Below are 22,602 nucleotides of genomic sequence, written 5' to 3' on the forward strand. Positions count from 1 at the left end.
GCCATAAAGAGCGCGACACGGCAGAGCCGTACAGCAGGGGCAGTGAGCAAATCCTCCTGCTTTTCTGCAGGACACCGGGCGGTTTTGTGATCGCCTTTGCATTTCTGGCAGCAACTGACGCTGTTTCATTCGTCACAGTGGTAATCTGTTTTCATATTTATGAAACAGCATTTCATTTTAATAAGTGAAGCCCGCCACAGGGTAACGCTGATTGCCACCGATGGAGTGAATCATGGCTAAAGGTTCTCAGATCTCGTTCAGCTTCCACACCGTTCAGGATGCGCACACCGGCGCACGGGTCACGCGCTTAACGCCGCCTGACGTGCTGTGCCACCGCAACTACTTCTACCAGAAGTGCTTTACGCGCGACGGCAGCCAGCTGCTGTTTGCCGGGGAGTTTGACGGCAACCGCAACTATTATCTGCTCGACCTGCGCACCCAGCAGGCCGTGCAGCTCACCGAGGGCAAAGGGGATAACACCTTTGGCGGTTTCCTCTCGCCGGACGACCAGTACCTTTATTACGTCAAGAATGAACGCCTGTTGCAGCGCGTGACGCTGGCCGACTTCAGCGAGAAAACCGTCTATCAGGTGCCGGAAGAGTGGGTCGGCTACGGGACCTGGGTGGCTAACAGCGAGTGCACCAGCCTGGTGGGGATTGAGATCGACCGCCGGGACTGGACGCCGCTCTCTGACTGGACGATCTTCCAGACGTTTTACCACAGCAACCCGCGCTGCCGTCTGCTGCGCATCGATCTGCTCAGCGGCCAGTCTCACGTCATCCACGAGAAAAATGAGTGGCTGGGGCACCCGATTTACCGGCCGTTTGACGACAGCACCGTGGCGTTCTGCCATGAAGGCCCGCACGACCTGGTGGACGCGCGCATGTGGCTGGTGAATGAAGACGGCAGCAACGTGCGCAAAGTGAAAACACATGCGCCGGGCGAGAGCTGCACCCATGAGTTCTGGGTGCCGGACGGCTCGGCGCTGATCTATGTGTCCTACCTGAAGGGCCAGCATGACCGCCATATCCGCCGCTTTGATCCGCAGACGGGCGAGGATATCAGCCTGATGACCATGCCTGCCTGCTCGCATCTGATGAGCAATGACAACGGCACGCTGCTGGTCGGTGACGGCTCCGGTACGCCGGTGGACGTGAAGGATACCGCCAGCCACACCATTGATAACGACCCGTGGCTGTATCTGTTTGATGCGCAGACGCGGCAGTACGCGCCGCTGGCCGCGCACAACAGCTCCTGGCAGGTGCTGGACGGTGACCGCCAGGTGACCCACCCGCACCCTTCCTTCTCGCCGGACGATCGCCACGTGCTGTTCACCACCGATTATGAAGGGCTTCCCGCGCTGTATCTGGCTGAGATCCCGGATACCCTGCGCCACTCATTACAGAAGGATTAACGCGTGTTTATCTACAGACAGGACCGACCCCTGCAGGATTTAGGCGACGGCGTCAGCCGTCGCGTTCTGGCGCACGGCGGCAGCATGATGGCGGTAGAGGTCAGCTTTGAGACCGGGGCCGTCGGCCCGCTGCACCACCACGTACACGAGCAGCTGACCTATGTGCTGTCCGGCCGCTTCCGCTTTACCATCGGTGACGAGACGCATGACGTACAGGCAGGCGACACGCTGTATAAAAAGCCGGACATCGTTCACGGCTGCGTCTGCCTGGAGAAAGGGGTGCTGCTGGATACCTTCACCCCGCAGCGCCAGGACTTTTTATAATCTCGCCGACGCAATAAAAAACCGGTGCTCAGTGAGCACCGGTTTTTTTTATCCACGCAAAAAGGAAAAATTTTACGCGAGGATTTCACGCACAAAGTTTTCGATCTCTTTGTTCTGGCTGTTTTCGAAGAAGCATTTCTGGAAACGCTCGCCCGATACCGCGGTTTTCACCAGCTCTTTATCGATGGCGCGCAGCGTATCCAGGTAGTTTTCTTTGACGATCGCCGCCTTCACCTGATTGAGAATACCCGCATTGCGCACCTGCGGCTCTTTACGCTCGGCCGGATAGCCCTGGCCTTTCTCACCCGCGAAGGCTTTTTCAAAGATAAAGCGCACGTTCAGCTCGGCACCCCAGCCAAAGCCTTTGGCGAACGGCAGCGACAGCGCGTTGCCGTTGTTGATCTGGGCAAACAGGAACGCATCCGCCGGGTCAATGCAGTAACCGCAGATCACGCCCGGATGCAGGTTGAGGGACATCAGCGCGCCCTGCCCGGTGCCGCAGCCCGCCACGACAAAGTCCACTGCCTTCGAGTTCAGCAGAATGCTGGCCATGATCCCCAGATGGATATAGGTCAGGTGGTGGTCCTGCTCGTCGGACATGCCGACGTTGTACACCGGATACTCTTTTTCCCCGGCGACCGCGTTCAGCTCTTTCAGGATAATCGCGTTTTTTGCCGCCTGGCTGTTTTCCATCATCAGTGCAATTTTCATCGGTAGCTCCTCGTGGTACAGCGGGATCGCCCGCTGCACTTTAGTGAATGAAGGTCAGTTAACGCGCCAGCCAGCCGCCGTCGACGGCGAGGGTGTAGCCATTAACGTAGTCAGATGCCGGGGAAGAGAGGAACACCACCGGCCCCATCAGGTCGGCCGGCAGCCCCCAGCGCCCGGCCGGGATGCGGCCGAGGATCTCTTCGCTGCGCGCTTCATCCGCCCGCAGCTGCTGCGTGTTGTTGGTGGCCATGTAGCCGGGTGCAATGGCGTTAACGTTGATCCGGTGTTGCGCCCATTCGTTCGCCAGCAGGCGGGTTACGCCCATCACGGCGCTTTTCGACGCGGTATACGACGGTACGCGGATGCCGCCCTGATAAGAGAGCATCGACGCAATATTAATGATTTTCCCGCCCGTTCCCTGGGCGATAAACTGCTTCGCCACCGCCTGCGACATAAAGAACACCGACTTGATGTTCAGGTTCATCACGTCGTCCCAGTTCTTTTCGCTGAAGTTGATGGCGTCTTCACGACGGATGATCCCGGCGTTGTTGACCAGAATATCCAGATGGCCCATCTCCGCGACCGCGCGCTCCAGCAGTGCGGGGATCGCTTTGGTGTCGCTGAGGTCAGCGGTCAGGCTGAGAAAACGGCGCCCGGTGGCCGCGATGCGCTCGATGGTTTCCACCGGCTCGACGATATTAATGCCAACAATATCGCAGCCTGCTTCCGCCAGGCCCAGCGCCATCCCCTGCCCTAAACCGGTGTCACACCCGGTCACCACCGCCACTTTTCCCGCCAGGGAGAAATTATCCAGAATCATGCTGTTTCCTTGAGTTAAACCAAACATGTTCAGGCGCTTTCCGTGACCCTGCAGGTGGCGGAGCGTGCCCGATAGCGTAACTGATAAAACCAGCTTAGCGGCAAATCGGGTCAAATTCAATAAAATGAAACAGCATTTCATTTTATATGAACCTTAGTATTGGATTTTGTCGCTGGGATCACATCATGGGGAGTCAGAACGGACATGCTATCCTACGGCGTACCCTGTCGGCCTGACCTGCGCAGGGAGGAGTGACAGGCTTCATCGCGCCTTCAAAGCATGACTCTGAGAGACAATTTTAACCCGCCCTGCCGGGATTTTTTATGGTGTATAAAGATGCAGAAGTACAGTAACAGCGCGTTTCACGGCACCGTCCTGATTGTTGCAACGATTGTCGGCGGTGGGATGTTTGCGCTGCCCGTCGCGTTAGAAGCACTGTGGTTTACCAAAGGCGCCATTTTTCTTATTTTTTCCGCCCTGTTTATGCTGGCCTCAGGACTGATGCTGGTCGATGTGAACATGAGGTTTCCGCAGGGTTCGAGCTTCCATACGTTTACAAAACATCTGTTAGGCCGAAAAATTAATTTTATCGTCGGGCTGAGCCTGGTGTTTGTGCTCTACCTTGTCACCTATGCGTATCTTTCCGGGGCCTCCGCTGTCTTTTCAACCCTGCAATCTGACCTGACGGGAAAACGCTATCCGGTGATTTCCGTTATCCTGATCACCCTGTTTGTGTCGGCAGTGGTTTGCAAGGGCGGGCGATTTTCTGCCCACATCATCTCTTTTTTCATTGCCGGGAAGTTCACCGCCTTTTTTATGGCAACGGCAGGCCATGTAAACCGTATCTCGCCGGAACTGGTGCTGAGTAATCCCGCGTTTGGCAGCCTTCCGGCGATATTACTGACACTTCCGCTGTGTATTATTTCATTCGGATTCCACGGCAGCATCCCCTCGCTCATCAAGATTTATGGCGGTAAGCAACATCAATTCGTCGTCAGATCCCTGTGCTTTGGCGTGGGTATTTCAACGCTGATTTATATTTACTGGCTGGCGATGACGATGGGCATTCTTGACCGCAGCGCGCTGGCCGCCATCAAAGATCAGGGGGGGAATATTAATGTCTTTATGACCGCCCTGAGCCAAAATGAACTGAGCCACTACATCAACGCGCTGTTATTGTTCTTTGCCTTTTTTGCCGTGACCTCGTCCTTACTTTCCGCGTCACTCGGCCTTTTTGACTATCTTCACGATCTGATGGCCTCTTTTTTTGGCATTACATCGTCTTTCCCTGCGGCAGCGATGACCTATCTGCCCCCTGCACTGCTGTGCGTCATCACCCCGGACGGCTTTATCCCGGCGCTGGCCTATGCAGGCATTGCGCTGGTGATCTGGAGTGTGCTTCTTCCCCCTCTGCTGCTGTTAAAAGCAAGAAAGTCGGGCATTGAGGGGCCGTATCGGTTCCCGGCGGGCAATAAATTTCTCTATGGCTACTTCCTGTCAGGCTTTCTGCTGTGGGTAGCCATGCTGGTCAACATGATCAAAGTCTGAGGAGATGGGATCAGACACGGGCGCTGCGCAGTGAAAATCAGACGACAGGATAGGGTGATTTACGCGCGCTTCTCCTAATCTTATTAAGATAAAACCACTGGGGAAACGATCATGTTCAGACGCCGCAGTTTAACGGCTGTTTTAGCCGCCATTATCTCCTGTTCTCTGCTGGCCGCACCGGCGCTGGCGAATCCGGGCAACGGAAACGGCAACGGGAATGGCGGAGGCAATGGCAAGCACGGCCACAGCCAGAAAGACAAGCAGGGCAAAAAAGAGGGCGGCCCCTCCGGGCAGCGTAAAAATTACGGCAAGCCGGACCGGGTGAATGCGGATATCAGCTTTGATGCCGCACGCCACCTGGCGCTGAACTATGGCCTGACCGGCTACCGGTCCCTGCCTCCCGGCATTGCGAAAAACCTGGCGCGCGGCAAGCCGCTGCCGCCGGGCATTGCGAAAAAAGCCGTTCCCGCCTCAATGCTCGACCAGCTGCCCTATTATCCGGGCTATGAGTGGAAGATTGTCGGTGACAATCTGGTGCTGATTGCGCTGAGTACCGCCTTAGTGACGGCGGTGATTAACGGGGTATTTGATTAAAGAACAGGCGGGCAGCCCTGCCCGCCTTATTTCCGTGGTGCCGTACAAGACGCTGGAACGTTACGCGCAACGGCGCTTTATTTTCTCCAGTACGGCGTCTTCTCCATACCTGCGCAGATATGCCGTCACCTCCCGTGCCCAGCTTTCCCCCTCACCCAGCACGGCGCGGCTCTGGCCTGGGGCGTAAATCTCCGCATTGTCATACAGGTTGATCAGCGTCTGATTCATGCCGTCGATACTGCTGGCAGGGTTCTTTTGCTGCTGTGCTGCCAGCGCAGCCACGATCTTCGCCTGATGCGCCGGGTCTGTCGGGAATGTTCTTTCCGCCAGTTCACTGAGCACCAGGAACGGTGGCGGGAGGTGCTCTTCGATAGCGGCCTGTAAGCGGTAGTGACCATCCAGAATAACGAACGACCCCAGCCCGGCAAAGTAGCGCACCAGCACCGGCGGCAGCGCCCCTTCCCGGCTTTTTTTGCGCCACCACTTCAGACGCCCGGCGTCCGGCCGGACCGCGTAGCGCGCCAGCAGCGGAATGCCGTTCCACCACCAGTCAACCTGCGAGACGCGAACCGGGGCCGCCAGGTCCGGGATATCCTCCCCGAAGAGCGACCAGCTAAACCCGATATTTCCGCTCTGCGCCGGGGCGTGAAAACGCCAGTCTTCTACCGGGGACCGTCGCTGAAGAGAGTAAGGCGCAACGGGGGCGGCGGGCAGCATCGGGCGCAGCAGCCAGCGCCCGGCAGGCAGTTGCAGGGCATCGGACGACAGCAGTTGGCGGGCAAAATAGCGGCACCACTCTCCGATCCACGGCGCCGGCCCGCTGCGGCGAATGGACTCCAGCGCCTGAGAGGTGACGGGCGGTAATAAACCCTGCGGGTCAGGATGCTCCGTGTTCAACACCAGCCATACGCCGGAGTGGTCCTTCAGCATGGAGGCCCAGAACAGCGGTACGCCGCGCAGCGACAGCGCCATGCGGCCATGATGGCCGCTGTGCATTTCCATTACTGGCTGCGCCAGGGGCGTCGGGCTGTGTAAGTCCAGCCCCAGCCAGGCATGATTGCGGTCGTGCAGGTCCTTCCACCAGGCGTGTGACATCCGATATTCCCTGAGCCAGAAAGAGGGAAATTTTAGGGCAGCGGGGGAAAGATGCAAGAGAGGCTGAATACGCCGTCTTTCCAGACCCGGTTTTCACAGGGACATTAAGAGTGTTTTAACAACTCCCGTCGGGCTAACTCTGCAAAAAAACCACTACGGCTGGAAAAATCGCCATGGCGACTCACATAGCTGTCTATTTTTATTAATAAATTCTGCGGCAATGTAATATTTAGTTTTATCGCTTTGCCCTCATATCTGGACGTATCAATATCAACGAAACCCCAGATGCCGCCCTGGCAATCTTCATCGTCTCTATGATCGTTGAGCGTTCGGGCTACAGGTACGTCTTTACCCTGCTCGCTTCGATAGTCAAGGTAGGTCTCAATAGCAGCATGAGCATCGATAATCGCGTCATCAATCGTGCTACCCGCAAAGTAACACCCTGACAGGTCCGGAACAAAACCGGACCAGGTGCCGCTTTCTGCCTGATGTAAATAGACCGGATATTTCATCACTCTTCCTCTCTTAAAATTATTCCTTAAACTTCCCGGCGTTGTCTGACAAATCCATTCCGGTCCGGGGAAGAGTGAGTAAGCCCGGCTTACCTCACTCTTGCCCTCAGTGCCAGAGCCCGCTGTGGGTTTTAAACCGCCACCTTGCCCAGCCCTTCGCGGATCAGCAGCGCTTCCATAACCGTGCGCAGTTCCTTCAGTGCCGCTTCCGGCAGCGCTTCGCTGCGCGCCAGCAGTTGACGGGCAGGCGTAACGGGCGGCGGCGGCGGGTTTGCGGTGATCACCAGGCAGCCCGGCATCACCCGCACCGTTACGGGCGTGTCGGTGGCAAAACCGCACTCTTCCAGCCACAGACCTTTCAGATTCAGCGACGGACTGCGCGAATAATAACTCGTTCTTCCCATTTTCCCGGCGAAATGCCGGATGCTGACGTAGCCCACTTTCAGCTCGCGCTGGATTTTGGAAATAGCGGGTTGTGACTTACAATCGTATTTAGCCATGATAACTATCCTATCTAGTTGTTGTGGTCAGCGGCGCTGGCGGGGTGCGAACCCGTTAGCGCCGCGATTATTAAAATCACCTTCCTGTATAAAAACACACTGATGACTAACGCTAAAATAGCGGAAAAAGAATGATAAATCGCTGTAACAGGGGAAATAAAATGCGAGAAGGATTCCAGAATGGGGAAATAATGGACAGGAACTATTTTCAACAGTGAGGATTTAAAAATTGAGTTGAATAAATAATAACAACTGGCATTTCCATCCCTTTTTAATGACTCATGAAATATCCAAAAGGTTTTAAAAATCCAGTCTTATATAATTAATAACGCGTATATCCTTGCTTTGGCGAGTTAGGCTTATTAGGGAATGCCAGCCTGATCTGTTTCGCATCAACCATCGGCTTAAGATAATTCTGGCGAATGCTTTGTGATTTTCTCCCAAGCAATGTCTCCATAACCGCAACGGAAAGATAGTGACCATCACAGAGCTCAATGATAATTCTTTTCATGACTTCCGTATCCATACGCCCATTATTTCTCGACAATTCGGTCAAATCTTCCAGACGCTGACGGAATTCATGGGTTAATAAATCGACACTATCAATAAACGGTTTATCCAGTAACTGACTGATAAAACGTCCATTATCATCTCTCTCATGCTGTTCTGATTGACGATCTTTATGCGTTAAGTCATCGCTACTATGCGTTAAGTCGCTTCCACTATGCGTTAAGCTTTGTGCCACACTTAACGCATTAGCGAATACGTCTTCAGGTGAAGGGGGCTCCATTCCTGGAAGGCTGTAGGATTTGTCGCGCTTTTCGCCACTGGCGACAAGGAAGCCTTTATCGACCAATCTTGGCAATGTTAAGGTCACATCACGAGGGTGCTTAGTTGTCATCTGACAGGCCCGTTCGTGATTGACCCACCCTTCAATTGCAGCGGTGACCACTATCATTCTTTCGAAATCATCAAGTTGATAAAAACGTTTTCCAAATAATGCTTCAAGTAATTCAGTAACTTCATGGGGAATCAAACTGACAGTGGATAGTTCGAGTAGTGTCTGTTCTGAAGGTTCGGTTTTTTCATAGAGCTTCGGCATCCTCTGATTAGCCCATTTCCAGCCACTAATGATCTTGGGCACACCCGATCCTGCTCGTTCCCCGGCCCCTATCATCAAAAACATCTGATGCATGCGGCGGTTGCGACAGTCGCTTTCCCCTCCCATCATGGCGATATCTGGTGGAATTCTCATCAAACCAGGATTACGAAAGCCAAGAAGATCGGGCCGCTTAACAATTAATATCGAACTTCTTCCCGTATAGTCAGCGTGAACCAGGGTATTCACTAATGCTTCCCTTATAGCTTCATGAGCTTTAGTTTCATCAAGGCGAATACCATCCCGAATCTCAAAAGGCACTTTAAGATCTGTTATCAATTTTCGATAAGTACGCCTGTAGAAATCGAAAACATTTCCAGACCAGGAACCATCGGGATAAAGACGATCACTCCAGCGCAAATCAGGTTGAGCCTGGTCTCGCTCACGGTAATCAACAAAATAGTTTGGAACGGCATCCTGAATAGCAGACCAGGTACCAAACATTAAAATACCCGCTAAAGTGACACCCTCTTCTGCGTCCTGTCTGTTTTTTCTCCAACCACCTAAGTGTTTTAATAAATCAAAAATATCCAGTTCAAGCCAGGGATGCTGCGGTTTAGCCAGCGCAAACAAATTTCGATATGCGCGGAGGCTACTTTGATCTATATCAGTGAAGTCAAAGCCCGATAGAATTTTATCATCACGACAATCTTCTATCTGTTCAGCTATCATTCTTTTTATTTGTTCATCTGAACAGTGGCAATCACCTTCATGACGCCGAATATAGGTTTCTGTCATGGGTTGATTATTCAGGTAAACGGGTTTTTGTTCACGTCTGGCAGCACGAATTTCCACAACCAGTATAGTTTTAGAATCAATCGATACACATTGAACACACTCTTCAACGATGAGATTAACATTGACCTTTTTCTTATTATTAGAGATATCAAAAATTTGCTTCTTTACTGTATTAAAATCTTCAATGCCTTCTATGTAAAAACGACCTTTTTTCTCCCTGACACCCAGAACGACATAGCCTCCACGGCTATTAGCCATAGCGCTATAACTCCGCCAGAAGTCGTCGGGTAACTTTCCTTTGCCATCAGCGCCTTGTGCCAGTTTAAACTCAAGTTCTGACGATTCAGAAAGGGCTTGTAAATCAATAAGATCGTTAATCTTAAACATGCAAAAAAATCCCTGTCATTCTTATCTAAAGACACTCTACACTTTTTAAAAAATTTAACAAACGTCGGCAAATTTGGATAACGCCAAAAAATGGTTGAGATCACAGGAGTGATAAAAACACTTTAATTTCATGTTTTTACTGAAGTTTCCGTAAATAAACATTTATTCCTATACACAATCTTATACACAAGCAATCTGGTTGAGATCATTCTTCTGAGTAAAGGACTGAACTAATGCCAAAGAAAAATGATTTTCTAGAAAACTGTTCACCCTGTTCACATTTGCTATTTTTGCAATAAATTTCAATAGTTTAATCGATGATCAGTTAGACCGTGACTCTTCACCACTCTTCACCCCGGGTGAACACTCCTATCTCAAAGCCCAAAAATCTGGCCTAAGCCGGTTCAGTGGTTTTGGGTGGCTAAGGTGCTCAGACTGAGCTGGTCACATTCAAGCAGAGAGTTAAGCCATCGTAAAAGTTGTATGACGGCTATGAGCGAGGAGCTGACTTTGTGGTTCCTTGTGAGAGCTAATGTTGTATTCTTAATAATTAGGTCATGAGGTAGCTGTATGGACTAAAGATTTAAGTGTTATTCGATTATAATCCATACAAAAAAATTGAATCCCACATAAGAATAGTTTTATTTTAAATATATCTTTCTAATTTCATCCCCTCGGTTAAAATCAACCAAAAAATTGAAATAGTCTACGAACTGATAATCTTTAAGGCCCGCAGTCAAAGCTCTATTTTTATATTCATACGGGTCAGGTCTAAATATAGTTTTTATTTCTTTTAAAGCATCAACATTGATATAATTCAACTTTTCCTGATCCCGGTCCTCTCGTGTATAAACTTCGTAAAGATACCATCCTCTTACTGAAAAGCCCCTCTTAGCTAACATCCAGTCAATCTGATGTTCCGCCTCCTCAGGATCGTTAAAAAACCACTCTGAGTCCCGCTGAGTTCTTACATGTTTTATCGCCCCACCAAAAGTGCTTCTGCGATGAAAATAGTTCTCGATATCATTCAACTCTTTTTGCGAGCATCCCCAAGTACAGGCTGAGAGTTGATACGTTGTAAATAATTCAAGAAATGGGTTATAAGTTTTACCTTCACTTATTCTTTTTAATGGATCTTCTTTAGTAGTAAGTCCAATTTTACACATATTCATATCACGAATATCAATAGCGATATAAATCCATGCATTCGGTATCGTAGGATAATGGGCGTAATGTGGATCCTGCGAAGCCTTTTCAGTATATTTCCCATATAACTCATCGTAATCCATTCCTTTCCCCCATAGTTAAATTTCTGAAATATTATAACAAGTATCGGCTATCACTCGGAATCCTTTATTTTTCTACCAGTCTTTGATGCTAATCTATCTTAAGTTCGGAAATAAATTCATAAACTGCTCACGTTGGAACTGACAAACATTCGGTTGGAAACTCACTACTTTCTGTTAACTCTTTTACATAGTATAAGCAACACAAGTTAGAGTTAACGTCCGCTCTTGACACAAACCGGCCTAAGCCGGTTTGATCTTATCGAGAGTAATTAGCCATCACAGCGCGGCAGCCAGTCAGACTCGCAGTCCTCACTCAGCTCCAAACTGGTCTGAATGCCGTTCTTCGTCTTGCGCTTCAGCAGCGCTATCTCGTACTCCTTTAACGTCTGCGGGATAGCCTGGCCGAATGCCGTCAGGCTCATGGGATGCTGGTGCCCCCTGGACTCCATAAACGACAGGTACGCGTGGTACAGGTAGCGCTTCGGGTTCAGGGGCCGGATGTTGGCGTTGCCAATAAACAGCCCGGTAGGACTTGCCAGCGGCATCAGATGGTGCACGATCACCGCCAGCTCCAGGCGGATTTTATCCAGCGGCTGCGGGATACAGATATGCAGTTTTTCTCAGGCACATGAAACTCTTTGGCGGAAGATCACAGGAGTCGAACCTGCCCGGGACCGCTGGCGGCCCCAACTGGATTTGAAGTCCAGCCGCCTCACCGGAGACGACAATCTTCCCTTTTGAAGAGGGGCTGAGTATACCATCGCCAATGACCACAAATAAACTCCGGTTTTTAGCGAACTTCCTCTCATGTCCCCCACCGACAGCAAGCTGTCCGTTTTTGGCCTTCTTTCCTTGCCTTATCCCGTCCATCATAGCGTTAATCCCATTCCGCAGGAGTCCAGAAATGACCGATACCGTACTGTTAGTGATTGATGCCCAGCAGTCCTTCTATGAGCGTGGCTACAACGAAGCCCCGGAAACTCCGGCCTTCGAAAACGCGTTAAGCACGCTGGTTGCAGGCTGCCAGGCGAAGGGGATTCCGGTAGTGGATGTGTTCCATGTGGAAAGCGAAGGGGCCTTTGCGCCGGAATCCGGCCTGGTGGTGCGTCTGCCGTTCCTGACTCACCAGCCGGTCGCCAGCTTCCGGAAAAAAGTGCATAACGCCCTGACGGAATCCGGTCTGCAGCAGTGGCTGGAACAGAACAAGGTGAAGCATGTGATTATCAGCGGCCTGCGCTCTGAGCAGTGCTGCGAAACCACTGCCCGCGTGGCGTCGGACTTCGGCTACCGCGTGACCTATGTCACCGAGGCGACGCTGACCTTCCCAATCACCCACGATGGGATTACCCTGAGCATTGCCGATTTACGCCACCGTACCGAAAGCGTGCTGATTCATCGTTTTGCCGATATCCGCACCGCTGAGGGCTGCCTGCAGGAGCTTGCCTGATATGACGATCCCGGTGTGGTTTTTAACCCTGCCCGGTGTGATGACGCTGGACCTCACCGGTCCGGCGGAAACGCTGAAGCTGGCGGCGGGGGCGTTTTCGCTGCGCTATATCGGCCCGGATGAATCCGTACTCACCTCCACCGAAATGTACATCAGCCGCATTGAGCCGCTGCCGGAGTCACTCCCGGCCGGCAGCCTGCTGGTGATCCCCGGCGTTCATGACTCCACGGTGTGGTTCGACACGCCGCAGGCGGTGGCGGCACGTCACTGGCTGATGCGCATCCAGCCCGCCATTCATGCGGGTGATGTCTCGCTGGTGTGCATCTGTTCCGGATCGCTGCTGGCGGCAAAGGCCGGGCTGATGAACGGCGTGCAGTGCACCACGCACCATGCGGTGATCGACCGGCTGAAAAAAGCCGAACCGGGGGCGATCGTCAAAGAAAACCGCATTTTCGTCGAAGATCGCGGCATCTGGACCAGTGCAGGCATCACCGCCGGTATCGACCTGTCGCTGCATCTGATCAACCGCCTGTGCGGCGCGCAGACGGCGATGGATGTGGCACGGGAAATGGTGGTCTATTTTCGCCGTTCGGGGGAAGATCCGCAGCTGTCACCCTGGCTGCGCTACCGCAACCATATTCACCCGGCCATTCACCGCGCGCAGGATCTGCTGACCCTGCAACCGGAGCAGGAGTGGCCGCTGGACGAGATTGCCGCCAGGGTTCACGTCAGCGCGCGCCATCTGACGCGGCTGTTCCGCCAGCATCTCGGCATCAGCGTGCGTGACTATCACGAACAGCTGAAGCTGACGATTGCCCAGCAGCGCCTGCAGCAGGGCGAAGGCAACGAGCGCGCCGCGCTGTCGGCCGGGTTCTCCTCCTCGCGCCAGCTGCGCCGGGCGTTACAGCGCTGGCAGGGGTGAAATCAGATCCCCAATACCAGGAGATCGACAGCAGCAACAATCTCGCCGCTGAGGTCGCGGGCATTCGCCACGCGATTTCAATTCATTCAACGCCTGTGCTAGTGTTACCAGTAACATTGCGGTGTTTTTAACTGAAAAGCTAAACCGCTTTAGCTGAAAGCCGCAAAGCGACTTATTACAGACACGAGGCACGAACGTTATGAAGAACCTGCTCATTGTTGCCGCCACCGTGGTGCTGGCACTGCTGTCGATTTTTTTTCTCTCGTCGTGGCCAACGTGGCTGGGAACGCTGGCGGCCTGGGTCACCACCGGGTCGTTCTGCCTGCAGGTGCTGCACATTATTAAAAACAAGGATACCAGCAGCCTGTCGCTGGGGATGTGGGCCGCGCTGTTCTTTGGCGTATCCTGCTGGTGCGGGTACGGTTACCGCCTGAATGATGTGCCGGTGATGGTTGCCAACGGTATTACCGCCCTGCTGGCGCTGACGGTGATTATGCTCAAGCTGTGGCACGAGCGGCCGGTGCGTAACCCCAACCGCCGCAGGCTGGTGCGGATGCCGAAGGTGATCCTTAACCCACGCATCCGGCGGCTGCGCCCGCTGAAAGCCCCACAGGAGCAGCAGAAAGAAGTCAGCTGACCAGGCGGCGCTTATCCAGCTTCTGCAGGCCCAGCGCCAGCAGCAGGCTGCCGCCCAGAGTAATGCCGAAAATCAGCGGGATGTCGATCAGCGGATGGTCGGTGTTATCCAGGCCGTGGGTGCGCATATAGTGAATAAACAGCGCGTGAAAGCCGTAAATCGGCAGTGAGCAGCGGGAGATCAGCGCAAAGAACGGGTTCACACGGTCGCTGAGGGTGTTTTTGAACAGCACCAGCAGGCTGACGGCGGCGAAGAACACCGCCGGGCCGCAGTACAGATACCAGGTGTCGGCAAACGCCCCGTTGATGGCGAACTGGCGTTTGGTGCCAAAGGCAATCATCAGCACGCAGAGCGCAAACACACTCCCCGCCAGCCAGGAAATACCGCGTTTCTGCGTCTCCATCATGCCAATCGCCCGGCCAAACAGCGCATACAGCAGATAGTAGATGGTGTCCCCGTTGATATACAGGTTGATCGGCAGCCAGTGGAAGCGGGCAACCGAGCTGTCGATGGTGTTCGGGTTGGCCAGCAGCGCCAGCACCAGGGTCACCACCGCCAGGTAACGCGCCCGCACCGGCTTAACCTGAATCAGCGGTGACAGCAGGTAAATCACCATGATCGCGAAGAAGAACCACAGGTGATAAAACACCGGCTTCTGCAGCAGGTTTTTGACCGACATCGCTTCATTAATCGGCGTCAGCAGGGTGATATAAACCAGCGCCACCGTGCTGTAGAACAGCAGGCACAGCACAATGCGCAGAAAATGCCGCCCCTGCGCGCTGCGCTCGCCAAAGAACAGGTAGCCGGAAATCATAAAGAAGATCGGTACGCAGACGCGGGAGGCAGAGTTCAGCAGGTTGGAGAGATCCCAGTTGTGTTCCCCCACCGACATGCCGGTGGTCACATACCAGGTGGTGGTATGGATCATAATCACCATCAGGCAGGCAACTGCGCGTAAGTTCTCTATCCATCCAATCTTTTGCGACATTTCATCTCCATTTCACGGCCACATCTGCACTTATGCGACACAGAGGGTAGCCAGGTGGCTGCGCTTCAACAACCGCGAAAGGCAAAAATAGGACCAGGATGAAGGGATTATGTGGTGCGGGCAGCAAAATTTTCATACAGGAATCATCACGGCATTTTGGTAATAGGTACGGTCAAAGGGTATACTGACGCCCACTTTTTATAACTACTCGTATCGCGTGCGAAATCAACATGCCAAAGTTTGATACCAAGACTTTTCAGGGGCTGATCCTGACCTTACAGGATTACTGGGCGCGCCAGGGCTGCACCATCATCCAACCGCTGGATATGGAAGTGGGCGCTGGTACGTCTCACCCGATGACCTGCCTGCGTGCGCTGGGCCCGGAGCCGACCGCCGTTGCCTACGTGCAGCCTTCGCGCCGTCCGACCGATGGCCGCTACGGGGAAAACCCGAACCGCCTGCAGCACTACTACCAGTTCCAGGTGATCATCAAGCCGTCCCCGGACAACATTCAGGAGCTGTACCTCGGCTCCCTGAAAGAGCTGGGTATGGACCCGACCATTCACGATATCCGCTTCGTGGAAGATAACTGGGAAAACCCGACGCTGGGTGCCTGGGGTCTGGGCTGGGAAGTGTGGCTGAACGGCATGGAAGTAACGCAGTTCACCTACTTCCAGCAGGTCGGTGGCCTGGAGTGTAAGCCGGTGACCGGTGAGATCACCTACGGTCTGGAGCGCCTGGCGATGTACATCCAGGGCGTGGACAGCGTTTACGATCTGGTCTGGAGCGACGGCCCGCTGGGGAAAACCACCTACGGCGACGTGTTCCACCAGAACGAGGTGGAGCAGTCCACCTACAACTTCGAATACGCTGACGTCGATTTCCTGTTTACCTGCTTCGAGCAGTACGAGAAAGAAGCGCAGAGCCTGCTGGCGCTGGAAAAACCGCTGCCGCTGCCGGCCTACGAACGTATTCTGAAGGCCGCACACAGCTTTAACCTGCTGGATGCGCGCAAAGCGATCTCCGTCACCGAGCGCCAGCGCTATATTCTGCGCATCCGCACCCTGACGAAAGCCGTGGCTGAAGCCTACTATGCCTCCCGCGAGGCACTCGGCTTCCCGATGTGCAATAACAAGAAATAAGAGGCAGCCATGACTGAAAAAACCTTCCTGGTGGAAATCGGCACCGAAGAGCTGCCACCAAAAGCCCTGCGCAGCCTGGCGGAATCCTTTGCAGCCAACGTGACCGCTGAACTGGATGCCGCCGGCCTGGCCCACGGCGAAGTCAGCTGGTTTGCCGCACCGCGCCGTCTGGCGCTGAAAGTGGCGAACCTGGCCGCTGCACAGCCCGATCGCGAAGTGGAAAAGCGTGGCCCGGCGATTCAGGCCGCGTTTGACGCTAACGGCGTAGCGAGCAAAGCCGCTGAAGGCTGGGCGCGCGGCTGTGGCATTACCGTTGACCAGGCCGAGCGCCTGAGCACCGATAAAGGCGAATGGCTGCTGTACCGCGCTCAGGTGACCGGCGAAAGCGCCCAGACCCTGCTGCCCGCGATGATCGCCACCTCCCTGGCGAAGCTGCCGATCCCGAAACTGATGCGCTGGGGCGCATCCGAGGTGCAGTTCGTGCGCCCGGTGCACACCGTGACGCTGCTGCTGGGTGATGAACTGATCCCGGCGAAAATCCTCGGTATTGATTCCGCGCGTACCCTGCGCGGTCACCGCTTCATGGGTGAGCCTGAGTTCACCATCGATAACGCTGACCAGTATCCGCAGATCCTGGTCGAACGCGGCAAAGTCCAGCCGGACTTCGAAGTGCGTAAAGCGCTGATCAAAGCCGGTGCAGAAGACGCGGCCGCGAAGATTGGCGGTATCGCTGACCTGAGCGAAAGCCTGCTGGAAGAAGTCACCTCCCTGGTCGAGTGGCCGGTGGTGCTGACGGCTAAGTTTGAAGAGAAATTCCTCGCGGTGCCGGCCGAAGCGCTGGTGTACACCATGAAGGGCGATCAGAAATATTTCCCGGTGTACGACAAGGCGGGCAAGCTGCTGCCGAACTTTATCTTCGTCACCAATATCGAGTCGAAAGATCCGCAGCAGATTATCTCCGGTAACGAGAAGGTGGTACGTCCACGCCTCGCCGACGCCGAGTTCTTCTTTAACAGCGACCGCAAGCGTCGTCTGGAAGATAACCTGCCGCGTCTGGAAACCGTGCTGTTCCAGAAAGATCTGGGCACCCTGCGTGACAAGACCGATCGCATTCAGGCGCTGGCAGGCTGGATTGCCGCGCAGATCGGCGCAGACGTCAATCACGCGACCCGTGCCGGCCTGCTGTCGAAGTGTGACCTGATGACCAATATGGTGTTCGAGTTTACCGACACCCAGGGCGTGATGGGCATGCACTACGCGCGTCACGACGGCGAAGCCGAAGACGTGGCCGTGGCCCTGAACGAGCAGTATCAGCCGCGCTTTGCCGGTGATGAACTGCCGTCCAACCCGGTGGCCTGCGCGCTGGCGATTGCAGACAAGATGGATACCCTCGCGGGGATCTTCGGTATTGGTCAGCATCCGAAAGGCGATAAAGACCCGTTCGCACTGCGCCGTGCCGCGCTGGGCGTGCTGCGTATTATCGTTGAGAAGAACCTGCCGCTGGATCTGCAAACCCTGACGGAAGAAGCCGTGCGCCTGTATGGCAGCAAGCTGTCTAATGCCAAAGCGGTTGATGAAGTGATCGACTTTATGCTTGGCCGTTTCCGTACCTGGTACCAGGAAGAAGGCCACAGCGTCGATACCCTTCAGGCCGTGCTGGCCCGTCGTCCGACGCGCCCGGCAGACTTCGACGCGCGCATGAAGGCGGTGTCTCACTTCCGTTCGCTGGAACAGGCAGCCAGCCTGGCCGCCGCCAACAAGCGCGTGTCGAATATTCTCGCAAAAGCCACCGAACCGCTGAACGACAGCGTGCAGGCGTCACTGCTGAAAGAGAATGAAGAGATCAAGCTGGCGACCTATGTGGCGGCCCTGACCAGCAAACTGCAGCCGTACTTCGCTGAAGGGCGTTACCAGGATGCGCTGATTGAGCTGGCACAGCTGCGTGAAGCGGTGGATAACTTCTTTGATAAGGTGATGGTGAATGCCGAAGAGAAAGAAGTGCGTATCAACCGCCTGACGCTGCTGGCGAAACTGCGCGAGCTGTTCCTGCAGGTAGCGGATATTTCTCTGCTGCAGTGATGTGATGGCGTTCTGGCTACTCCGGAAATACAAAACCCGCCGTTGGCGGGTTTTTTCTGTCAGCTCAGCAGCTGTCTGCTGATGCACGGATTCGACTGAATCAACTGCATTAACTTCTGCGCACTTCCGGACGGTTTGGTACGTTTCGCTTCCCAGCTTTTCACCGAAGAAACGCTGACACCTAATGCCTGAGCAAATTCATCAATCTGCATGCCGGTAATTTCCCGAACTCTTTTTGGCTCGGGCAACGCCACTTCATTTTTCAGGGCGGGAATGGCCTGCATCACATTACGGGTCAACACAATCTGCTCCAGACTCAAGAGCAGTTCGGACATAGGATCTTTAGTCTCCATAAAAGCACCTCATAAAACTCACTTCAACGTGAACAACCAGAGGAATAGAGCCTGACACTCAGGCTCTGAATACTGGCGAACATCACCCACTGGGACGCTTTTTCGAGGCAGCACAGGGAAACGCCAGGATCACAAGTATGGGATCAAATCTGTGAAGGCGGACAATATTTTTTGAGTATTTTTTCATATTGCGGACAAAGCAAAAGGACCACTTTATCGTGGCCCTTATATATCATAACGTTAACAGTTTTCAGGCGAATTGTTTGTACCATGTTAAAAGGGTACCAAAACCGCTTCCGCCAAACTGATCGATCATCTTGGTTAAGGGTTTGCTGATACGTGGATCAACCGCTGCGATATAGTGAGGGTCTTTACCCGCATACCTTTTCTCAGCCTTTGAATAGATTGATGCAAGTTGCAAGAAAGATTCAATGGCATCACCAAATGAAGGATCGCCTGGATACATACCACCACTTACCTGAGCTATTTCTGTTGTATTTAAATCACGAATACTCATTTTATTACTCCATTAATTGTAGTCCAACTGCTAACTCATTGAGTTAACGGTTATAAGAGTAAAATTAAATTTGAATTGACATCATCGTAATTGGTCCAATCTATCAAATTTCAGGCAAGTTCAAAGGAAGATATCGCAAAATTAACTTTCACAAACAACGGCTATCCAATAAAAGCGATTTCGACTATTATTTACTCATGATTTTACCTGCAGCTAATCAGGTAAATGTTTGTTAACAGGAGTTATTTTTTATGAGTACAGGAATATCACGCATCTGGATGCGTCTGCTGGTCCCGTTTATAGCACTGTTTCTGGCGGTGCAGCTGACCGGCTGCGGCGACAGCGAAGCCGATCAGCGCAAAGCGTTTATCGATTTCCTGCAAAATACCGTGATGCGCAGCGGTGAGCACCTGCCAGGCCTGAGTGAAGATCAGAAGCAGAAGTTCGGCCCCTATGTCAGCGACTACGCCATTCTGTTTGGCTTCTCCCAGCAGGTGAACCGTGCGGTGGATTCCGGAATGAAACCGGTGGTCGATGAACTGTCGGCAATTCGCAGCCCGCAGGACTATCTGACCCGCCGTGATGCACTGCGTCAGGCAAGCGGATCGCTTGGCGTGCTCACCCAGCAGATTCAGTCAGCGAAGAGCCAGGCCGACAGCAGCAAAGCCGCGCTGAAACAGCCCTCTGAACTGAAAACCGTGTACGACAATGTGTATACCAAAGTCGTCACGCAGCCGGCAGCAACGTTAGCGCCGCTGCTGCCTGCCTTACAGGCTCTGAGCCAGGATGCGGTACAGGCCGGTGATTTCCTGCAGCAGCAGGGGGCCAACGTCAGCTTTAACGGTTCTGCTATTCAGTTCCCGACCCAGGAACAGGCGAACCAGTACAATACGCTGATGAGCAACCTCAGTGCCAATGCCCAGGCGCTGACCCAGGCCCAGGCGGCCCTGAAAAACAGTTTCCAGTAAGCGTTTATAACAGAGCGGGTTTTTTTACCCGCTCTGCTTCCTTCTCTGCCTGCCGCTGTCATTTTCTTACATAAGACTTATCGCACTATTTTGCTGCCGGAAGAAGTGTGATCGCACGCATTCACCCTGAAAATAATTTGTGATTTACATCACAAAATACAAACAAAGCGCCAACACTAATTTGTGACACATATCACATCACACCGCTTTTCCTGCATAAAAAAACCGCGAAGTCCTTTTGCTACAGCGCTTAAATGTGATGAACATCACTAAAACAACCCCAACCCCCACCCTGTAAGAGTGATCTGGATCACACTTATCCCACCCGCTACGCAGCGTCATATTCGCGTGATAGAGTCCGCCTGCATACAGTGATACTGATGGCTTCCCACTGTCAGGTCTAAAACAAAAATTCAACGCGCTCTCTTATTTGTCGGCGCGAACTAATAAGGGGTGTTTTATATGTCCTCATCAGATATCAAGATCAGGGTCCAGAACTTTGGTCGTTTTCTGAGCAACATGGTAATGCCAAATATCGGGGCGTTTATCGCCTGGGGTATTATCACCGCGCTATTTATTCCAACCGGATGGCTGCCAAACGAAACCATGGCGAAACTGGTTGGCCCAATGATTACCTACCTGCTGCCCCTGCTGATCGGTTATACCGGTGGTCGCCTGGTCGGTGGCGATCGCGGCGGTGTGGTGGGTGCTATCACCACCATGGGCGTGATTGTCGGTGCCGATATGCCGATGTTCCTCGGCTCGATGATTGCCGGTCCTCTGGGCGGCTGGGCGATTAAAACCTTCGACCGCATGGTTGACGGCAAAATCAAAAGCGGCTTCGAAATGCTGGTTAACAACTTCTCTGCCGGTATCATCGGCATGCTGTTGGCTATCCTCGCATTCCTGGCGATTGGCCCACTGGTGGAAGGTCTGTCCCATATTCTCGCGGCAGGCGTGAATCTGATGGTGCAGAACAACCTGCTGCCGCTGACCTCTATCTTTGTGGAACCGGCGAAAATCCTGTTCCTGAATAACGCCATTAACCACGGTATCTTCTCGCCGCTGGGTATCCAGCAGGCCAGCGAAGCCGGTAAGTCGATCTTCTTCCTGATCGAAGCCAACCCGGGTCCGGGTATGGGCGTGCTGATGGCGTATATGTTCTTCGGCCGCGGCAATGCGAAACAGTCTGCCGGTGGCGCTGCGATTATCCACTTCCTCGGTGGTATTCACGAAATCTACTTCCCGTACGTGCTGATGAACCCACGCCTGATTCTGGCGGTGATCCTCGGTGGGATGACGGGTGTCTTCACCCTGACGCTGCTGAACGGCGGCCTGGTCTCTCCGGCCTCTCCGGGTTCTATCCTCGCGGTACTGGCCATGACGCCAAAAGGAGCTTACTTCGCGAACATCGCCGCGATCTTCGCTGCCTTTGCCGTCTCCTTCGTGGTCTCTGCCATTCTGCTGAAAACCAGCAAAGTGAAAGAGGATGACGATATCGAAGCCGCTTCCCGCCGCGTGCAGGAAATGAAAGCCCAGTCTAAAGGCCAGTCTGCCACCCCGGCCGCTGCTGATGGTCTGCACAGCGACCTGAGCCACGTGCGCAAAATCATTGTTGCCTGCGATGCCGGAATGGGTTCCAGCGCCATGGGTGCGGGTGTGCTGCGTAAGAAGGTGAACGATGCCGGTCTGACGCTGATTTCCGTCACCAACACTGCAATTAACAACCTGCCGGGCGACGTTGACCTGGTGATCACCCACCGTGACCTGACTGAACGCGCGATGCGCCAGGCGCCTCATGCCCAGCACATCTCACTGACCAACTTCCTCGACAGCGGCCTGTATAACGACCTGACGGCGCGCCTGGTGGAAGCCGGACGCAGTGCCGATCACCGTGAGAAAGTCAGCAGCGCGCTGAGCGACAGCTTTGATGAAGGCCAGGATCACCTGTTCAGACTGAGCGCCGCTAACGTGTTCCTCGGTAACCATGCCGCAGATAAAGAGCAGGCCATCCGCTTTGCCGGCGAACAGCTGGTGAAAGGCGGTTACGTTGAGCCGGAATATGTTGAAGCGATGCTGGCACGTGAGAAGCTGACGCCGACCTATCTGGGTGAATCCATTGCCGTCCCGCACGGCACCGTGGAAGCGAAAGACCGCGTGCTGAAAACCGGCGTGGTGTTCTGCCAGTACCCGGCCGGGGTGCACTTCGGTGAAGAGCCGGACGACATCGCCCGCCTGGTGATTGGTATCGCCGCACGTAACAACGAGCATATTCAGGTGATTACCAGCCTGACGAATGCCCTGGACGATGACAGCGTGATCGCCCGTCTGGCCACCACGACGGATGTACAGGAAGTGCTCGACCTCCTGTCAGGTAAACCCCGCGCGTAAGCCGGTTTAACCATCATACCTCTGTGTAGGGCTGGGCATGCCCGGCCCTTTTTTGGTTTGGGCATGC

General features: G+C 53.7%; 21 protein-coding genes, 1 tRNA gene and 1 pseudogene. 11 read left to right on the top strand and 12 right to left on the bottom strand.

Annotated elements, in window-relative coordinates; all coding sequences use genetic code 11:
* Window positions 1–232: 232 nt before the first annotated feature.
* Both ABEH87_RS13840 and ABEH87_RS13845 read left to right on the top strand, forming a co-directional pair.
* The gene (locus ABEH87_RS13840) at window positions 233–1,414 is read left to right on the top strand and encodes an oligogalacturonate lyase family protein (RefSeq protein WP_346576956.1); all 1,182 of its coding nucleotides are present in this window, start codon (window positions 233–235) and stop codon (window positions 1,412–1,414) included.
* Window positions 1,415–1,417: 3 nt separating this feature from the next.
* On the top strand, window positions 1,418–1,738 hold the full coding sequence (locus ABEH87_RS13845) for a cupin domain-containing protein (RefSeq protein WP_346576957.1): 321 nt from the start codon (window positions 1,418–1,420) through the stop codon (window positions 1,736–1,738).
* 72 nt (window positions 1,739–1,810) lie between these two features.
* On the opposite strand, the gene ABEH87_RS13850 is transcribed toward ABEH87_RS13845, so the two are convergent.
* Window positions 1,811–2,449: an RpiB/LacA/LacB family sugar-phosphate isomerase gene (locus ABEH87_RS13850; protein WP_062743994.1), complete on the bottom strand. Its 639-nt coding sequence runs from the start codon at window positions 2,447–2,449 to the stop codon at window positions 1,811–1,813.
* Window positions 2,450–2,507: 58 nt separating this feature from the next.
* Window positions 2,508–3,269 carry a 2-dehydro-3-deoxy-D-gluconate 5-dehydrogenase KduD gene (gene kduD, locus ABEH87_RS13855; protein WP_346576958.1) on the bottom strand — a complete coding sequence of 254 codons (762 nt, stop codon included), beginning with the start codon at window positions 3,267–3,269 and terminating at the stop codon, window positions 2,508–2,510.
* Window positions 3,270–3,605: 336 nt separating this feature from the next.
* Between kduD and ABEH87_RS13860 the strand changes: the two genes are divergently transcribed.
* Window positions 3,606–4,817: an aromatic amino acid transport family protein gene (locus ABEH87_RS13860; RefSeq protein WP_346576959.1), complete on the top strand. Its 1,212-nt coding sequence runs from the start codon at window positions 3,606–3,608 to the stop codon at window positions 4,815–4,817.
* Between the two features lie 111 nt (window positions 4,818–4,928).
* A complete protein-coding gene (locus ABEH87_RS13865) occupies window positions 4,929–5,411 on the top strand; it encodes an anti-virulence regulator CigR family protein (protein WP_346576960.1) in 483 nt (160 codons plus the stop codon).
* 60 nt (window positions 5,412–5,471) lie between these two features.
* Here the strand turns inward: ABEH87_RS13865 and ABEH87_RS13870 are convergent, their stop codons facing one another.
* The 7 genes and pseudogenes from ABEH87_RS13870 to ABEH87_RS13900 form a co-directional block, all read right to left on the bottom strand.
* Window positions 5,472–6,506, bottom strand: coding sequence for a hypothetical protein (locus ABEH87_RS13870; protein WP_346576961.1), 1,035 nt, complete (start codon window positions 6,504–6,506; stop codon window positions 5,472–5,474).
* A gap of 104 nt (window positions 6,507–6,610) precedes the next feature.
* Complete coding sequence (locus ABEH87_RS13875) at window positions 6,611–7,018, bottom strand: type II toxin-antitoxin system HicB family antitoxin (RefSeq protein WP_346576962.1); 408 nt, start codon at window positions 7,016–7,018, stop codon at window positions 6,611–6,613.
* Window positions 7,019–7,149: 131 nt separating this feature from the next.
* Window positions 7,150–7,518, bottom strand: coding sequence for a SymE family type I addiction module toxin (locus ABEH87_RS13880; protein WP_346576963.1), 369 nt, complete (start codon window positions 7,516–7,518; stop codon window positions 7,150–7,152).
* A 322-nt stretch (window positions 7,519–7,840) separates the two neighbouring features.
* Window positions 7,841–9,802 carry an RNA-binding domain-containing protein gene (locus ABEH87_RS13885; RefSeq protein WP_346576964.1) on the bottom strand — a complete coding sequence of 654 codons (1,962 nt, stop codon included), beginning with the start codon at window positions 9,800–9,802 and terminating at the stop codon, window positions 7,841–7,843.
* Window positions 9,803–10,443: 641 nt separating this feature from the next.
* Window positions 10,444–11,091, bottom strand: coding sequence for a hypothetical protein (locus ABEH87_RS13890; protein ID WP_346576965.1), 648 nt, complete (start codon window positions 11,089–11,091; stop codon window positions 10,444–10,446).
* 269 nt (window positions 11,092–11,360) lie between these two features.
* Window positions 11,361–11,690, bottom strand: a pseudogene (locus ABEH87_RS13895) (winged helix-turn-helix domain-containing protein); the annotation flags it as partial.
* Between the two features lie 40 nt (window positions 11,691–11,730).
* A tRNA-Sec gene (locus ABEH87_RS13900) sits at window positions 11,731–11,825 on the bottom strand.
* Window positions 11,826–11,995: 170 nt separating this feature from the next.
* Between ABEH87_RS13900 and ABEH87_RS13905 the strand changes: the two genes are divergently transcribed.
* From ABEH87_RS13905 to ABEH87_RS13915, 3 genes are all read left to right on the top strand, one after another.
* Entirely contained in the window at window positions 11,996–12,538 is a 543-nt protein-coding gene (locus ABEH87_RS13905) for an isochorismatase family protein (RefSeq protein WP_346576966.1), read from the top strand.
* Between the two features lies 1 nt (window position 12,539).
* A complete protein-coding gene (locus tag ABEH87_RS13910; protein ID WP_346576967.1) occupies window positions 12,540–13,460 on the top strand; it encodes a helix-turn-helix domain-containing protein in 921 nt (306 codons plus the stop codon).
* Window positions 13,461–13,659: 199 nt separating this feature from the next.
* Window positions 13,660–14,097: a SemiSWEET family transporter gene (locus ABEH87_RS13915; RefSeq protein WP_346576968.1), complete on the top strand. Its 438-nt coding sequence runs from the start codon at window positions 13,660–13,662 to the stop codon at window positions 14,095–14,097.
* Here the strand turns inward: ABEH87_RS13915 and ABEH87_RS13920 are convergent.
* A complete protein-coding gene (locus ABEH87_RS13920; protein ID WP_346576969.1) occupies window positions 14,090–15,085 on the bottom strand; it encodes an acyltransferase in 996 nt (331 codons plus the stop codon). The two genes, ABEH87_RS13915 and ABEH87_RS13920, sit on opposite strands and share 8 nt — an antisense overlap.
* Window positions 15,086–15,315: 230 nt before the next feature.
* Between ABEH87_RS13920 and glyQ the strand changes: the two genes are divergently transcribed.
* Both glyQ and glyS read left to right on the top strand, forming a co-directional pair.
* Window positions 15,316–16,227: a glycine--tRNA ligase subunit alpha gene (glyQ, locus tag ABEH87_RS13925; protein ID WP_154753307.1), complete on the top strand. Its 912-nt coding sequence runs from the start codon at window positions 15,316–15,318 to the stop codon at window positions 16,225–16,227.
* Between the two features lie 9 nt (window positions 16,228–16,236).
* Window positions 16,237–18,306 carry a glycine--tRNA ligase subunit beta gene (gene glyS, locus ABEH87_RS13930; protein WP_346576970.1) on the top strand — a complete coding sequence of 690 codons (2,070 nt, stop codon included), beginning with the start codon at window positions 16,237–16,239 and terminating at the stop codon, window positions 18,304–18,306.
* Between the two features lie 59 nt (window positions 18,307–18,365).
* Here glyS and ABEH87_RS13935 read toward each other — a convergent pair whose 3' ends face one another.
* Together ABEH87_RS13935 and ABEH87_RS13940 are read right to left on the bottom strand one after the other, a co-directional pair.
* Window positions 18,366–18,659, bottom strand: coding sequence for an HTH-type transcriptional regulator (locus ABEH87_RS13935; protein WP_346576971.1), 294 nt, complete (start codon window positions 18,657–18,659; stop codon window positions 18,366–18,368).
* Between the two features lie 250 nt (window positions 18,660–18,909).
* Complete coding sequence (locus ABEH87_RS13940) at window positions 18,910–19,176, bottom strand: hypothetical protein (RefSeq protein ID WP_346576972.1); 267 nt, start codon at window positions 19,174–19,176, stop codon at window positions 18,910–18,912.
* A gap of 251 nt (window positions 19,177–19,427) precedes the next feature.
* Between ABEH87_RS13940 and ABEH87_RS13945 the strand changes: the two genes are divergently transcribed.
* On the top strand, window positions 19,428–20,144 hold the full coding sequence (locus tag ABEH87_RS13945; RefSeq protein WP_346576973.1) for a DUF3053 domain-containing protein: 717 nt from the start codon (window positions 19,428–19,430) through the stop codon (window positions 20,142–20,144).
* A 462-nt stretch (window positions 20,145–20,606) separates the two neighbouring features.
* Window positions 20,607–22,535 (top strand): PTS mannitol transporter subunit IICBA, encoded by a 1,929-nt coding sequence (locus ABEH87_RS13950; RefSeq protein WP_346576974.1) that lies wholly within the window; start codon window positions 20,607–20,609, stop codon window positions 22,533–22,535.
* Window positions 22,536–22,602 lie beyond the last annotated feature (67 nt).

Origin of the sequence: Erwinia sp. Eh17-17 (assembly GCF_039675725.1) — a bacterium.
Taxonomy (GTDB): domain Bacteria; phylum Pseudomonadota; class Gammaproteobacteria; order Enterobacterales; family Enterobacteriaceae; genus Erwinia.